This is a genomic window from Streptomyces sp. NPDC028308, assembly GCF_055565855.1.
This window is the reverse complement of sequence record NZ_JBVHTO010000006.1, coordinates 162,322-175,873: the sequence shown is the minus strand read 5'-3', so window position 1 is coordinate 175,873 and position 13,552 is coordinate 162,322. Positions and strand designations below refer to the sequence as shown.

Sequence of the window (13,552 nt, the reverse complement as noted above, 5' to 3'; positions counted from 1 at the left end):
CGGAAAGAACCGGTCCGTCGTCGACGGGCCGGTTTTTCGTGTGCCCAGGGCACTCCTCAGGCGGCCGCCGGCAGCTCCGGCCGCAGCGGCCACGCCGGGTCCACGGCCTCCGGGGTCCCGCTCCGCGCGAACCACGCCTGCAGACCGCGGGCCTGCGCCGCGTGCCAGACCGACTGCAGCGTGTGCAGCTCGGCCGGCGACAGCCGCTCCAGCCGGGCCGCGAAACGCCGCCCCACCGCCCGTACGAGGTCCAGCGCGGCCAGCGCGTCGGCCGCCGCGTCGTGCGCGGCCTCCAGCTCCACGCCGTAGTGCGCGCACAGGTCGGTCAGGGTCCGGCGGCCCTTGCGGTACCGGTCAAGGTGCTTGTCGAGGACCCGGGGGTCGAGGACGTGCAGCGGCGTCGAGTCCAGCCACCGGTCCAGCGAGGAGGCGCGGTGACGGCGCAACTCCCGGTCCAGCAGCGTCAGATCGAACGGCGCGTTCATCACCACCAGCGGCCGCCCCGCCGCGGCCTGGTCGCCCAGCTCCCTGGCTATCTCCTCCATCACCGGCGACGGCCAGCGGCCGTTGCGCCGCAGATGCTCGTCCGTCAGCCCGTGCACCGCCGTCGCCCCCTCGGGCACCGGCACCCCCGGACTCACCAGCCACCTGCTCACCCGCGGCCGGGCGCCGGGAGCGTCCTGGACGACGACGGCGGCCGACACGATCCGGTCGGTCTCGACGTCCACGCCCGTCGTCTCCGTGTCGAACGCGGCCAGGGGGCCCTCGTACCAGCACGTCATAGGTCACAACTCCTCACTCACTCAAGGCAGCTGACGCGCCGTCCACTGCCCGTTCCGGTGATACCCGGGCTGTTTGCGGCATACGCCCGAAGGAGACAACACAGGTACGGGTCTTTGCAGTTCAGCGACCCGCAGTGGGAAAACCACTGTCTCGGAGGGCTGTTGGACATGGCCATCGCGCAGCCCGAGCGGGGCGGGCTGCTGCCCCAGCGGACGGCACCGCATCGCGGCACACTCGCCACCACCGCGTGCATGGAGACACTCCAGGTGGGCTACCTCCACGCCGTCGCGGCCGCCGCCGGCTGCTCCCTGTCCCAGCCGTTCCCGGACAACGGCATCGACTGGCACGTCAGCCACAGCGCCCCCGGGCACACGGTCGACGACGAGGTCACCATCAAGGTGCAGCTCAAGTGCACGTACCAGATCCCACCGGACCCCCCGGGCCCCGCCTTCTCCTTCACGCTCGACAACGCGCATCTGGCGAAGCTCGCCCGCACCCCGGTCTCGGTGCACAAGATCCTGGTCGTGATGCTCGTCCCGAGGTCGCAGGACCAGTGGCTGCGGGCCGGGCACGACCGCCTCGACCTGCGGCACTGCTGCTACTGGATCAACCTCGCCGGCCACGCCGTCACCGGCCGGCGCAGGACCACCGTCCGGATACCGACCGCGCGCATCTTCGACGACCGGGCACTGTGCGAGATCATGACGCGCGTCGGGACGGGAGGCAGACCATGACCCACCGCCCCGTCGGCGAACCCCCGCGCCCGCCCGGACCCCGTCCGGCCGGCCCCCGCGGCGAGCGGATGCCCGAGCCCCGCCAGGTGGACCCCGCCGTGCTCGGCGCGCTGCTGCGCCGGCACGGCTGGCGGCGGCGCGGCGGAGCCACCGGACGCTACGGCCGCTGGACCCCGCCGGGACCGGGCGGCGGCGGGACCAGCCTGCTGGTCCCGGAGAGCCGGGCTTTCCCCGACAGCGACGACCTGCTCGGCGAGGCGCTCCTCGCGCTGTCCCGGAGCGCCTCTCCGTCCGCCCGCGACATCCTGCTCGGGCTCGCCGTGCCCAGCGACGAGATCCGGTGGTGGCGGGACGCGCCCGCCGGGCCCGTGGGCGCCGCGCCCTGGACCGTGGAGGAACAACTGCGGACCGCCGCCCGCCAGATGCTGCTCGCCGGAGCGCTGGCCACGCGCGCGCGTGCCGGCTACCACGGCGCCAGGCACCGCCGGCCCGCCGCCGCCTTCCTGGAGAGCGTCCTCGTCGGTGCCGCCCCCGACGGCCGCGGGCTCACCGCCTTCGTGCCCGTCGCCACGGGCCGCCCGCTCGCCGTACGGCTGCACCAGGCGCTCTACGCGGCCCGCGAGGCGATCGACTACCAGCGGGCCACCGGCGGTATGGACGCCTTCGACGCGGCCGTCGAGGCCGGCGTCAGCCACGAACTCACCGAATCCCTGATCGCCCTCGTCCGCGGCACCGAGGGCGCCCGGATCGCCGTCGGGTGGGCGCCCGCCGCCGGGACACCGGACGGCTGCGCCGCACCCGCCGAGCCCGTCGAGTTCTCGCCCGGTGACCTGCCCGCGCTGCGCGAGGCCGGCGCCCGCTACCTCCGCGAGGAGCCGTCCGTGCCGGTGCGGCTCACCGGGGCGGTCGTACGGATGCGTAGGTCGACGGTCCGTGGCCCCGGTGCCGTACGGCTGCGGGTGATCGCCGGCGCCGAGGTCCCGTACGTCCGGCTGACCCTCGACGAGGAGGCGTACCGGACGGCCGGGCACGCCCACCTCGCCGGGCTCCCGGTGCGGGTGCACGGGCGGCTGGAGAGCCGCGGCGGGTTCCGCAGGCTCACGGACGCCTCCGGGGTCGTAGCCGTGCAGGTCGACGAGGCGGAGCGGGACCGGCTGATGAAGTCGCCGCAGGGGACCGCGGAGATCACGGCCTTCTTCGAAGAGGCCTGCGGCGGCGACTGACCGCAGAGCGGACCGCCGTCCGCGACCGTTTCGCGGAGCGGACCCCGGGATCGGTACGATCGCCTTTGTTACGACGCGCGCAGCACAGGATGCGCACGTCCCCTTCAGGCAGGAGAGACCGGTGTCAGACGTCCGTGTGATCATCCATCGCGATTCCGAGCGGGAAGAGCGCGTGGTGACGACGGGCACTACGGCCGCCGAACTCTTCGCCGGTGAGCGCTCGATCGTCGCGGCCCGGGTCGCGGGAGAGCTCAAGGACCTGGCGTACGCGGTCCGGGACGGCGAGGAGGTCGAGCCGGTCGAGATCTCCTCCCCGGACGGCCTGAACATCCTGCGCCACTCCACCGCGCACGTCATGGCGCAGGCCGTGCAGGAGCTCTTCCCCGAGGCCAAGCTGGGCATCGGCCCGCCGGTCAAGGACGGCTTCTACTACGACTTCGACGTCGAGCGGCCCTTCACGCCCGAGGACCTCAAGGCCGTCGAGAAGAAGATGCAGGAGATCCAGAAGCGCGGCCAGCGCTTCTCCCGGCGCGTGGTGACCGACGAGGCGGCCCGCGAGGAGCTCGCGGGGGAGCCGTACAAGCTCGAACTCATCGGCATCAAGGGCTCGGCCTCCACCGACGACGGCGCGGACGTCGAGGTGGGCGGCGGCGAGCTGACCATCTACGACAACCTGGACGCCAAGACCGGCGAGCTGTGCTGGAAGGACCTGTGCCGCGGTCCCCACCTGCCCACCACCCGCAACATCCCGGCGTTCAAGCTCATGCGCAACGCCGCCGCCTACTGGCGCGGCAGCGAGAAGAACCCGATGCTCCAGCGCATCTACGGCACCGCCTGGCCCTCCAAGGAGGAGCTGAAGGCACACCTGGAGTTCCTCGCCGAGGCGGAGAAGCGCGACCACCGCAAGCTGGGCAACGAGCTGGACCTGTTCTCCATCCCGGACCAGATCGGCTCCGGCCTCGCCGTCTTCCACCCCAAGGGCGGCATCATCCGCCGGGTCATGGAGGACTACTCGCGCCGCCGCCACGAGGAGGAGGGCTACGAGTTCGTCTACACCCCGCACGCGACGAAGGGGAAGCTCTTCGAGACCTCGGGCCACCTGGACTGGTACGCCGACGGCATGTACCCGCCCATGCAGCTCGACGAGGGCGTGGACTACTACCTGAAGCCCATGAACTGCCCGATGCACAACCTGATCTTCGACGCGCGCGGCCGGTCCTACCGTGAACTGCCGCTGCGCCTCTTCGAGTTCGGGACCGTGTACCGGTACGAGAAGTCCGGCGTCGTGCACGGCCTGACCCGGGCCCGCGGCTTCACGCAGGACGACGCGCACATCTACTGCACCAAGGAGCAGATGGCGGAGGAGCTCGACAAGACGCTCACCTTCGTCCTCGGGCTTCTGCGCGACTACGGCCTGAACGACTTCTACCTGGAGCTCTCCACCAAGGACCCGGAGAAGTTCGTCGGCTCGGACGAGATCTGGGAGGAGGCCACCGAGACGCTGCGGCAGGTGGCCGAGAAGCAGGGCCTCCCGCTCGTCCCGGACCCGGGCGGCGCGGCCTTCTACGGCCCGAAGATCTCCGTCCAGGCCAAGGACGCCATCGGCCGCACCTGGCAGATGTCGACCGTCCAGCTCGACTTCAACCTGCCGGAGCGCTTCGACCTGGAGTACACCGGCCCCGACGGCGCCAAGCAGCGTCCGGTCATGATCCACCGCGCGCTGTTCGGCTCCATCGAGCGCTTCTTCGCGGTGCTCCTTGAGCACTACGCGGGCGCGTTCCCGGCCTGGCTTGCGCCCGTGCAGGCGCTCGGCATCCCGATCGGCGACGCCCACGTCGAGTACCTGGAGAAGTTCGCCGCCGCGGCGAAGAGGAAGGGCCTGCGCGTCGAGGTCGACTCCTCCTCGGACCGGATGCAGAAGAAGATCCGCAACGCGCAGAAGCAGAAGGTGCCCTTCATGGTCATCGCGGGCGACGAGGACATGGCGGCCGGCGCCGTCTCCTTCCGCTACCGCGACGGTTCCCAGGAGAACGGCATCCCCGTCGACGAGGCGATCGCCAAGATCCTCCAGGTCGTCGAGGACCGCGTGCAGGTCTGACCCACCCCGCGTGACGAGAGGCCCCCCGGGAGTTCAGCTCCCCGGGGGCCTCTCGTCCTCCCGGGAGAACACCTGGATCAGCCAGGAGGAGAACGAGCCGGTCACCGCCCCCAGCAGCGCCAGGCCGCAGGCCATCATCCCGGCGGCGATCACCCGGCCGCCCGTCGTGACGGGCACGATGTCGCCGTAGCCGACCGTGGTCAGCGTCGAGCAGGCCCACCACACCGCGTCCCCGAACGTGCGCATGTCCGCCCCCGGCGCGTCCCGCTCCTGCTGGTACACGGCGAGGGCACCGGTGAAGCCCAGCAGGGTGGCCGAGATCCCCGCGTAGGAGATCACCCGCGCGTGCAGGCTGAGCCGGGGCCGGCCGCTCCGGCGCTGCATGACCTCGTAGATGCGCACGATCCGCAGCGGACGCAGCAGGGGCAGGATCAGCACCACGGTGTCCAGCACGTGCGTCCGTACGTAGCCGAGCCGGCGTCCGCTGAGCCGCCAGCGCACCCCGTAGTCGACGGCGAACACCGCCCAGGCGGCGAGCAGGACGGCCAGCGCGAGGTCCCGGTGCGCGTCCTCCGCCTCCGGCGCCAGGACCAGGAAGGCGTACGCGCCGAGGAAGGCCAGCGAGGCCGGGGTGAGCAGCAGCTCGGTGCGCCGCTCCCAGCGGGCGGTGGGGCTGTCGGGATCCACCGGCCCAGCTTGGCCCGGACGCAGCTTCCCGCAACCCCGGCGACACGCCGCGAACGGGCGAAGTCATATGCTGCTTCTCATGACGAGTGAGCCGGAGCAGCAGATCGGAGTGGGGACGCAGGACGCGTTCCAGCGCCTGTGGACGCCCCACCGGATGGCCTACATCCAGGGCGAGAACAAGCCCACCGGCCCGGGTGCCGACGACGGCTGTCCCTTCTGCTCGATCCCCGCCAAGTCCGACGAGGACGGGCTGGTCGTCCGGCGCGGCGAGCACGTGTACGCGGTGCTCAACCTCTACCCGTACAACGGCGGCCACCTGATGGTGGTGCCCTACCGGCACGTCGCGGACTACACCGACCTCACGGGCCCGGAGACCGCGGAGCTGGCCGACCTGACCAAGCAGGCCATGACCGCGCTGCGTACGGCCTCGGGGGCGCACGGCTTCAACATCGGCATGAACCAGGGCGGCGTGGCCGGGGCGGGCATCGCCGCGCACCTGCACCAGCACGTCGTGCCCCGCTGGGGCGGCGACACGAACTTCATGCCGGTCGTCGGCCACACCAAGGTGCTGCCGCAGCTGCTCGCCGACACCCGGAAGATGCTGGCCGACGCCTGGCCGTCACAGGGCTAGAGGAACGCGGGGCGGGGCCGCGTCGACGGCCCCGCCGGACGCGCTACGCGTCGTACACGTCCGCCTTCCGCGGTGAGACGTCCTGGACCGCGGTGCTGAGGAACGACGAGCGGGTGCCGAACTTCTCGGTGTCCACGCCGTTCTCCTCCAGGACCTTGATCGCCGCCGCGTGGACCACGCGCAGCACCGGCGTCGCGGCGCGCAGCGCGTCGTCCGCCATGAAGCGGTGCCGCCAGGGCTGGTCCGCCCAGGCGTGCCGCAGACCGAACGGCTCGGGCAGGGTCAGCGTGCCGCCCAGCCAGTTCAGCAGCGGCGGGTACCAGGTGAGGGGGGCGCGGGCGGTGAGGCGTACCACCTCGTCCGTGTCGACCAGGGGCAGGGTCACCTTGCGGGTCTCCCAGAACCTGACGGACTTGGCGACCTCCTTGGTGGGCGCCTCCGGCTTGGTGGTGAAGAGGGAGTTGACCGGGCCCAGCGCGTGGCCGGTGACCTCGATGCGCAGCGTCTCGTGCAGCACGGTCACCGTGATCAGCATGGTGAGGACGAGCTGGCCGTCCCACAGTGTCCACTGCACGCCCAGGTAGTGGCGGTCGCCGCCGCCGAACTGCTGCTTGTTGCAGATGTCCTGTATCGCGTGGTTCCTGACCTGGAACGCGTCCACGTCCGTGCCCTCGGGCCGGGAGACCGCCTTGGCGTTCTCACCGATCGGCGTGACGATCCAGTGCTTGATGGAGGGCTTCGGGAAACCGCCCGTGTTCAGCGGGCCGCGCTCCAGCATGCGCAGCTGGTCGTGGATCGACCGGACGACGTCCCAGCTGCGGAAGGGGTGGATCTCCCGGTCGGGGTCGCGGGGCACCAGGTTCTCGGCGAGCTGCCAGCTGCCCCAGCGGGTGCCCATGCCGAGTATGCCCTTGGGGCCCGCGTAGAAGACCGAGTTGGACTGCTGCTCGGCGCTGAGCCGGGCCAGGGACTGGCGCAGCCGCTCCGCCGCGTTCTCCCCGGGGCTGCCCGGCACCGCCTCGGGGATCTTGGCGCCGAGGCCGCCGCCGGCGAGCAGGCTGTCCCAGCGCTCGCGCAGGTCCTGGGCGGTCCGCTCGCAGATCCGCTTGGCCCAGAACCAGCCGACGACCGGCATCACCACGGTCGCGCGGGCGTACCAGCCCCAGAAGCCGCCGAAGGGCATCTTGAGCACGAAGAGCACGGCGAGGGCGCCGACGGCCACCAGCAGCGTGGTGGCGAGCGCGCCGCCGCGCTTCGTCACCGCCGACCGGATCTGGAAGACCAGCAGCCAGACGACGAGTCCCGGCAGGAAGAGCAGCCCGCACAGCACCCAGACCGCCGTGAGCCAGTTGTCGCGCTCCCGGCGGATGCGGTTCGCGGCGAGGCAGTGCTCGACGACGACCTGAGGCTCCGTGCCGAACGACTGGATGAGGGGCTTGCGGCCGGCGCCCAGCATGCGGTCCTGGACGGCCCGGGCGAAGGCCTCGCCCAGGTTCGGCCGCCACAGGGACGCCCACCGGCGGCCGGGCTTGACCACCGACTGGTGCCATTCGTTGTTGGCCTTGAGGATCTCCGCGACCTCGTTGTCCCGGTACGCCGCCGACGCCAGGGCGTAGGTGGCGGCGGTCTGTCCCGCCGAGCCCGAGAGCGGCACCTGTGCCCCGGGACTGAAATCGAATCCGTCAGTGGCCACTGCCGCCCCCATCGCCGCCGTCCGCTGCTGCGGCTTTTCCCGACTTCCGTGCCTCGCACACCTGTTGATCAGGTCATCGTGCTGATCGAGTCGCAACTTGATCAGGTCATCAGCGTATCCGCAGCCGCGGACATCCGTCGGCGGACGGCCGAAGCCGCCCGCCGACGTGCTGCCCCGCCCGAACTGTCAGGCGGCCCGGGCCTGTTCGCGGATCCGCTCGGCGATCTGCGTCGGCATCGGTTCGTGCCGCGCGTAGTGCCGGCCGAAGCGGGCGGTGCCGTGCGAGAGCGAGCGCAGGTCGACCGCGTACCGGCCGATCTCGATCTCCGGCACCTCGGCCCGTACGACGGTGCGTCCGCCGCCCGCCTGTTCGGTCCCGACGACCCGGCCGCGCCGTCCGGACAGGTCGCTCATCACGGCGCCCACGTACTCGTCGCCCACCAGGACCGTCACCTCGGCCACCGGCTCCAGCAGATGGATCACCGCGTCCGCGGCGGCCTCGCGCAGGGCGAGCGCCCCGGCGGTCTGGAACGCGGCGTCGGAGGAGTCCACCGAGTGCGCCTTGCCGTCGAGCAGCGTGACCCGTACGTCGATGAGCGGATGGCCGGCGGCCACCCCCCTCGCGGCCTGGGCGCGTACGCCCTTCTCCACGGACGGGATGAACTGCCGCGGCACGGCGCCGCCGACGACCTTGTCCACGAACTCGATCCCGGAGCCGTTCGGCAGCGGTTCCACCTCGATCTCGCAGACCGCGAACTGCCCGTGGCCGCCGGACTGTTTCACATGCCGGCCGCGGCCCGTGGCGGCGGCCGCGAAGGTCTCCCGCAGCGACACCTTGTGCGGGACGACGTCGACGCGGACGCCGTACCTGTTCCGCAGCCGTTCCAGGGCGACGTCGGCGTGCGCCTCGCCGAGGCACCACAGGACCACCTGATGCGTGTTCTGGTTCTGCTCCAGACGCATCGTCGGGTCCTCGGCCACCAGCCGTGCCAGTCCCTGCGAGAGCTTGTCCTCGTCGGCCTTGCTGTGCGCCTCGATGGCCAGCGGCAGCAGCGGGTCGGGCATCTGCCACGGCGCCATCAGCAGCGGATCGTTCTTGGCCGAAAGCGTGTCCCCGGTCTCCGCGCGGTTCAGCTTCGCCACGCACGCCAGATCGCCCGCGATGCAGTGCGTGAGCACCCGCTGCTGTTTGCCGAAGGGTGCGGACAGGGCGCCGACGCGCTCGTCGACGTCGTGGTCCTCGTGGCCGCGGTCGGCGAGACCGTGCCCGGAGACGTGCACCGTCGCGTCCGGGCGCAGCGTGCCGGAGAAGACCCGCACGAGCGAGACGCGGCCGACGTAGGGGTCACTGGCGGTCTTGACCACCTCGGCGACCAGCGGCCCGTCCGGATCGCACGCCGTGACCTCGCGGGCCCGGCCGTCCGGGGTGGTGACCTCGGGCGCCGGTCGCTCCAGGGGGGTCGGGAAGCCGCCGGTGATCAGCTCGAACAGCTCGACCGTGCCGAGGCCCTGGCGGGCGCCCTCGGCGGCGGGGGCGGCGGCCAGCACGGGGAAGAAGGTCCCGCGCGCCACGGCCCGCTCCAGGTCCTGCACGAGCGTCTTCAGGTCGATCTCCTCGCCGCCGAGATAGCGGTCCATGAGGGTCTCGTCCTCGCTCTCCGCGATGATCCCCTCGATCAGCCGGTTGCGGGCCTCCTCGATGAGCGGCAGCTGCTCGGGACCCGGTTCGGACTCCTTGCGCTCACCGGAGGAGTAGTCGAAGAGGCGCTGCGAGAGCAGCCCGATCAGCCCGGTCACCGGGGCGTGCCCGTCGGGCCCGGGCGCGCCGTGCAGCGGCAGGTACAGCGGCAGTACGGCGTCGGGATCGTCGGCGCCGAACGCGTCCGCGCAGATGCGGGTCATCTCCTCGAAGTCGGCGCGGGCCGCCTCCAGGTGCGTGACCACGATGGCCCGCGGCATGCCGACCGCCGCGCACTCGTCCCACACCATCCGGGTCGAGCCGTCCACCCCGTCCGAGGCCGAGACGACGAAGAGGGCCGCGTCCGCAGCGCGCAGACCGGCCCTCAGCTCCCCGACGAAATCCGCGTATCCCGGGGTGTCCAGAATGTTGATCTTGTACCCGCCCCAGTCGACGGGGACCAGTGAGAGCTGCACCGAACGCTGCTGCCGGTGCTCGATCTCGTCGTAGTCGGAGACGGTGCCGCCGTCCTCCACGCGGCCCGCCCTGTTCACCGCTCCCGCGGTCAGCGCGAGAGCCTCCACCAGCGTCGTCTTGCCGGATCCGCTGTGGCCGACCAGCACCACATTCCGTACGGACGCGGGGTGGTCGGCCGCCGTAGCCCTGCCGGCGGCTCCGGGGTGTGCGTTCGCCTTGTCGCCCATGGCCTTGCCTCCCGTGCACGGTGAGGTCACTGTGGGCGCGGACATGCCGGTCCGCGTGCGGTGGCGGCTCCGGCGACGCCCGCGGTCCTTCGAGCTTTCCACTCCCGTCACGGTGCGTCCATACGACGGACGCGATCGCGCCGTGACCCCGGTGGCGTCCGCCGCGACGCGGGGCGCGGGTGCCCGGCCGTCGCACAGGCGCGCGCGTGGCTACGATGGGCCAGCCGGTGGCCAGCAGGGGCCGCGCGGCGACACCGACCCTCGGGAAGGCCATGCTGAACAAGTACGCGCGTGCATTCTTCACGCGTGTCCTCACACCGTTCGCCGCGTTTCTCATCCGGCGGGGGGTGAGCCCCGACACCGTGACGCTCCTCGGCACGGCCGGAGTCATGGCGGGTGCGCTGGTCTTCTACCCCATGGGCGAGTTCTTCTGGGGCACGGTCGTGATCACGCTGTTCGTGTTCTCGGACCTGGTCGACGGCAACATGGCGCGCCAGCTCGGCCGCTCCAGCCGCTGGGGCGCGTTCCTCGACTCCACCCTGGACCGGGTCGCCGACGGCGCGATCTTCGGCGGCTTCGCCCTCTGGTACGCGGGCGGCGGCGACGACATCGGGCTGTGCGCGGTCTCCATCTTCTGCCTGGCCAGCGGCCAGGTCGTGTCGTACACCAAGGCGCGCGGCGAGTCGATCGGCCTGCCCGTCGCGGTCAACGGCCTGGTCGAGCGCGCCGAGCGGCTGGTGATCTCGCTGGTCGCAGCCGGGTTCGCGGGGCTGCACAAGTTCGGGGTCCCCGGCATCCAGTGGCTGCTGCCCGTCGCGCTGTGGATCGTCGCGGTCGGGAGCCTCGTCACGCTGATCCAGCGGGTGGTCACCGTGCGCCGTGAGGCCGCCGAGGCCGACGCCGCCACCCAGGGCAGCGAGGCGGCCTCGTGAGCGGTCTGCGGGACCGGGTGACGGACGGGACGTACGCACTCGGCTGGAGCACCGTCAAGAAGCTCCCGGAGCCCGTCGCGGTACGGCTCGGCCGCGCTGTCGCCGACCTCGCCTGGAAGCGGCGCGGCAAGGGCGTCCAGCGTCTGGAGAGCAACTACGCGCGCGTGGTGCCCGACGCGACCCCGGAGCGGCTCGCCGAGCTGTCCAGGGCGGGCATGCGCTCCTACCTGCGCTACTGGATGGAGTCCTTCCGGCTGCCCGCCTGGAGCGAGGAGCGCGTGCGCACCGGCTTCGACCCGAAGGACCTGCACCACCTCACCGACGGGCTCGCCGCCGGCAAGGGCGTCGTGCTGGCGCTGCCGCACCTGGGCAACTGGGACCTCGCGGGCGCCTGGGTCACCACCAAGCTGGGGATCCCCTTCACCACGGTCGCCGAGCGGCTCAAGCCCGAGTCGCTCTACGACCGCTTCGTCGCCTACCGCGAGGGCCTGGGCATGGAGGTCCTGCCGCACAGCGGCGGCTCCGCGTTCGGCACGCTGGCCCGGCGGCTGCGCGAGGGCGGACTGGTCTGCCTGGTCGCCGACCGCGACCTGTCCGCGTCCGGCGTCGAGGTCGACTTCTTCGGGGAGACCGCCCGGATGCCCGCCGGACCCGCCCTGCTCGCCCAGCAGACCGGCGCCCAGCTCATGCCGGTGACGCTCTGGTTCGACGACTCGCCCGTGATGAAGGGCCGCGTCCATCCGCCCGTCGCGGTCCCCGGGTCAGGCACCCGCGCCGAGAAGACGTCTGTGATGACACAGGCGCTGGCCGACGCCTTCGCCACCGGTATCGCCGAACACCCGGAGGACTGGCACATGCTGCAGCGCCTGTGGCTCGCCGACCTGGAGCCCCGCCCCGAGCCGTCCGACGCCGGGGAGCGCCCGTGAGGATCGGCATCGTCTGCCCGTACTCCTGGGACGTCCCGGGCGGCGTGCAGTTCCACATCCGCGACCTGGCCGAGCACCTCATCCGTCTCGGGCACGAGGTGTCCGTGCTGGCCCCCGCCGACGACGAGACGCCCCTGCCGCCCTACGTCGTCTCGGCGGGCCGCGCGGTCCCGGTGCCGTACAACGGTTCCGTCGCGCGCCTCAACTTCGGCTTCCTGAGCGCCGCCCGGGTGCGGCGCTGGCTGCACGACGGCATGTTCGACGTGATCCACATCCACGAGCCGACCTCGCCGTCGCTGGGCCTGCTGACGTGCTGGGCGGCCCAGGGACCCATCGTCGCCACCTTCCACACCTCGAACCCGCGCTCCCGGGCGATGATCGCCGCGTACCCGATCCTCCAGCCCGCCCTGGAGAAGATCAGCGCGCGCATCGCCGTGAGCGAGTACGCGCGCCGCACCCTCGTCGAGCACCTCGGGGGCGACGCCGTCGTCATCCCGAACGGCGTCGACGTCGACTTCTTCGCGCGCGCCAAGCCCAACCCCGACTGGCAGGGCGAGACCCTCGGCTTCATCGGGCGCATCGACGAGCCCCGCAAGGGCCTGCCCGTGCTGATGAGGGCGCTGCCGAAGATCCTCGCCGAGCGTCCGCGGACCCGGCTCCTGGTCGCCGGACGCGGCGACGAGAAGGAGGCCGTGGAGGACCTGCCGGCCGAGATGCGCTCCCGGGTGGAGTTCCTCGGCATGGTCAGCGACAAGGACAAGGCGCGCTTCCTGCGCAGTGTCGACGTGTACGTCGCGCCCAACACCGGCGGCGAGAGCTTCGGGATCATCCTCGTGGAGGCCATGTCGGCGGGCGCCCCGGTGCTCGCCTCCGACCTCGACGCGTTCGCCCAGGTCCTCGACCAGGGGGCGGCGGGGGAGCTGTTCGCCAACGAGGACGCGGACGCGCTGGCCGACGCGGCCGTGCGGCTCCTCGGCGACGAGGCGCGCCGCACCGAGCTGCGCGAGCGCGGCAGCGCCCACGTGCGGCGCTTCGACTGGTCGACGGTCGGCGCGGACATCCTCTCCGTGTACGAGACGGTGACGGACGGGGCGGCGGCGGTCGCGGCCGACGAGCGGACCGGCCTGATGGCCCGCTTCGGACTCGCCCGGGACTGAGCGGGGGCACTGCGCGGCGCACGTCCGCAGCCCTCGGCGCTCCTGGGGTGTGCCGGACCCTCGGGCCGTCCGGAGCGCGTGAGGCACGGGGCGCGGGGACGTCTTCCGGCCGTTTCGTCGCGGACGCCGGCGCCTTCGCCGACGTACTCCACAGGCGTGCGTCGGGAGCGCCCCGGCGACGGACGGCCGCCGCTCGGGCCCGTGCCGCCCAGCCCTGTCGCCCCCTGCGGGCCCGTCCCGGCCGGGGGAGTCCGGGCCTCGCGACGAGAGCGGCGATCGGGCTCCGGCGGGCGGACGAGCAGGGCG

11 protein-coding genes are annotated in these 13,552 nt (G+C 72.4%); 7 read left to right on the top strand and 4 right to left on the bottom strand.

The window, feature by feature from the left end; genetic code table 11:
* Positions 1–56: 56 nt before the first annotated feature.
* Positions 57–782 carry a 3'-5' exonuclease gene (locus tag ACZ4VA_RS15225; RefSeq protein WP_356166601.1) on the bottom strand — a complete coding sequence of 242 codons (726 nt, stop codon included), beginning with the start codon at positions 780–782 and terminating at the stop codon, positions 57–59.
* Positions 783–950: 168 nt separating this feature from the next.
* Between ACZ4VA_RS15225 and ACZ4VA_RS15220 the strand changes: the two genes are divergently transcribed.
* The 3 genes from ACZ4VA_RS15220 (at position 951) to thrS (ending at position 4,838) form a co-directional block, all read left to right on the top strand.
* A complete protein-coding gene (locus ACZ4VA_RS15220) occupies positions 951–1,517 on the top strand; it encodes a DUF4365 domain-containing protein (RefSeq protein ID WP_355793927.1) in 567 nt (188 codons plus the stop codon).
* The gene (locus ACZ4VA_RS15215; RefSeq protein ID WP_356242126.1) at positions 1,514–2,740 is read left to right on the top strand and encodes a hypothetical protein; all 1,227 of its coding nucleotides are present in this window, start codon (positions 1,514–1,516) and stop codon (positions 2,738–2,740) included. The genes ACZ4VA_RS15220 and ACZ4VA_RS15215 overlap by 4 nt, the downstream gene beginning before the upstream one ends.
* Positions 2,741–2,861: 121 nt before the next feature.
* The gene (gene thrS / locus ACZ4VA_RS15210) at positions 2,862–4,838 is read left to right on the top strand and encodes a threonine--tRNA ligase (protein ID WP_355784480.1); all 1,977 of its coding nucleotides are present in this window, start codon (positions 2,862–2,864) and stop codon (positions 4,836–4,838) included.
* Positions 4,839–4,871: 33 nt separating this feature from the next.
* Here thrS and ACZ4VA_RS15205 read toward each other — a convergent pair whose 3' ends face one another.
* Positions 4,872–5,525 carry a potassium channel family protein gene (locus ACZ4VA_RS15205; protein ID WP_355784477.1) on the bottom strand — a complete coding sequence of 218 codons (654 nt, stop codon included), beginning with the start codon at positions 5,523–5,525 and terminating at the stop codon, positions 4,872–4,874.
* A 67-nt stretch (positions 5,526–5,592) separates the two neighbouring features.
* On the opposite strand from ACZ4VA_RS15205, the gene ACZ4VA_RS15200 reads away from it, so the two are divergent.
* Positions 5,593–6,156, top strand: coding sequence for an HIT family protein (locus ACZ4VA_RS15200; protein ID WP_355784474.1), 564 nt, complete (start codon positions 5,593–5,595; stop codon positions 6,154–6,156).
* A 43-nt stretch (positions 6,157–6,199) separates the two neighbouring features.
* Here ACZ4VA_RS15200 and ACZ4VA_RS15195 read toward each other — a convergent pair whose 3' ends face one another.
* Both ACZ4VA_RS15195 and ACZ4VA_RS15190 read right to left on the bottom strand, forming a co-directional pair.
* Positions 6,200–7,861, bottom strand: a complete 1,662-nt coding sequence (locus ACZ4VA_RS15195; protein WP_356166592.1) for a hypothetical protein — start codon at positions 7,859–7,861, stop codon at positions 6,200–6,202.
* Positions 7,862–8,035: 174 nt separating this feature from the next.
* Positions 8,036–10,231, bottom strand: a complete 2,196-nt coding sequence (locus ACZ4VA_RS15190; RefSeq protein WP_355791171.1) for an elongation factor G-like protein EF-G2 — start codon at positions 10,229–10,231, stop codon at positions 8,036–8,038.
* A 215-nt stretch (positions 10,232–10,446) separates the two neighbouring features.
* Between ACZ4VA_RS15190 and pgsA the strand changes: the two genes are divergently transcribed.
* From pgsA to ACZ4VA_RS15175, 3 genes are read left to right on the top strand one after another with little or no spacing between them, the layout of a single operon-like run.
* Positions 10,447–11,163 carry a phosphatidylinositol phosphate synthase gene (pgsA, locus tag ACZ4VA_RS15185; protein ID WP_356166677.1) on the top strand — a complete coding sequence of 239 codons (717 nt, stop codon included), beginning with the start codon at positions 10,447–10,449 and terminating at the stop codon, positions 11,161–11,163.
* The gene (locus tag ACZ4VA_RS15180; RefSeq protein ID WP_356166589.1) at positions 11,160–12,089 is read left to right on the top strand and encodes a phosphatidylinositol mannoside acyltransferase; all 930 of its coding nucleotides are present in this window, start codon (positions 11,160–11,162) and stop codon (positions 12,087–12,089) included. The genes pgsA and ACZ4VA_RS15180 overlap by 4 nt, the downstream gene beginning before the upstream one ends.
* The gene (locus ACZ4VA_RS15175) at positions 12,086–13,246 is read left to right on the top strand and encodes a glycosyltransferase family 4 protein (RefSeq protein ID WP_355794017.1); all 1,161 of its coding nucleotides are present in this window, start codon (positions 12,086–12,088) and stop codon (positions 13,244–13,246) included. Before ACZ4VA_RS15180 ends, ACZ4VA_RS15175 begins: the two co-directional genes overlap by 4 nt.
* Positions 13,247–13,552 lie beyond the last annotated feature (306 nt).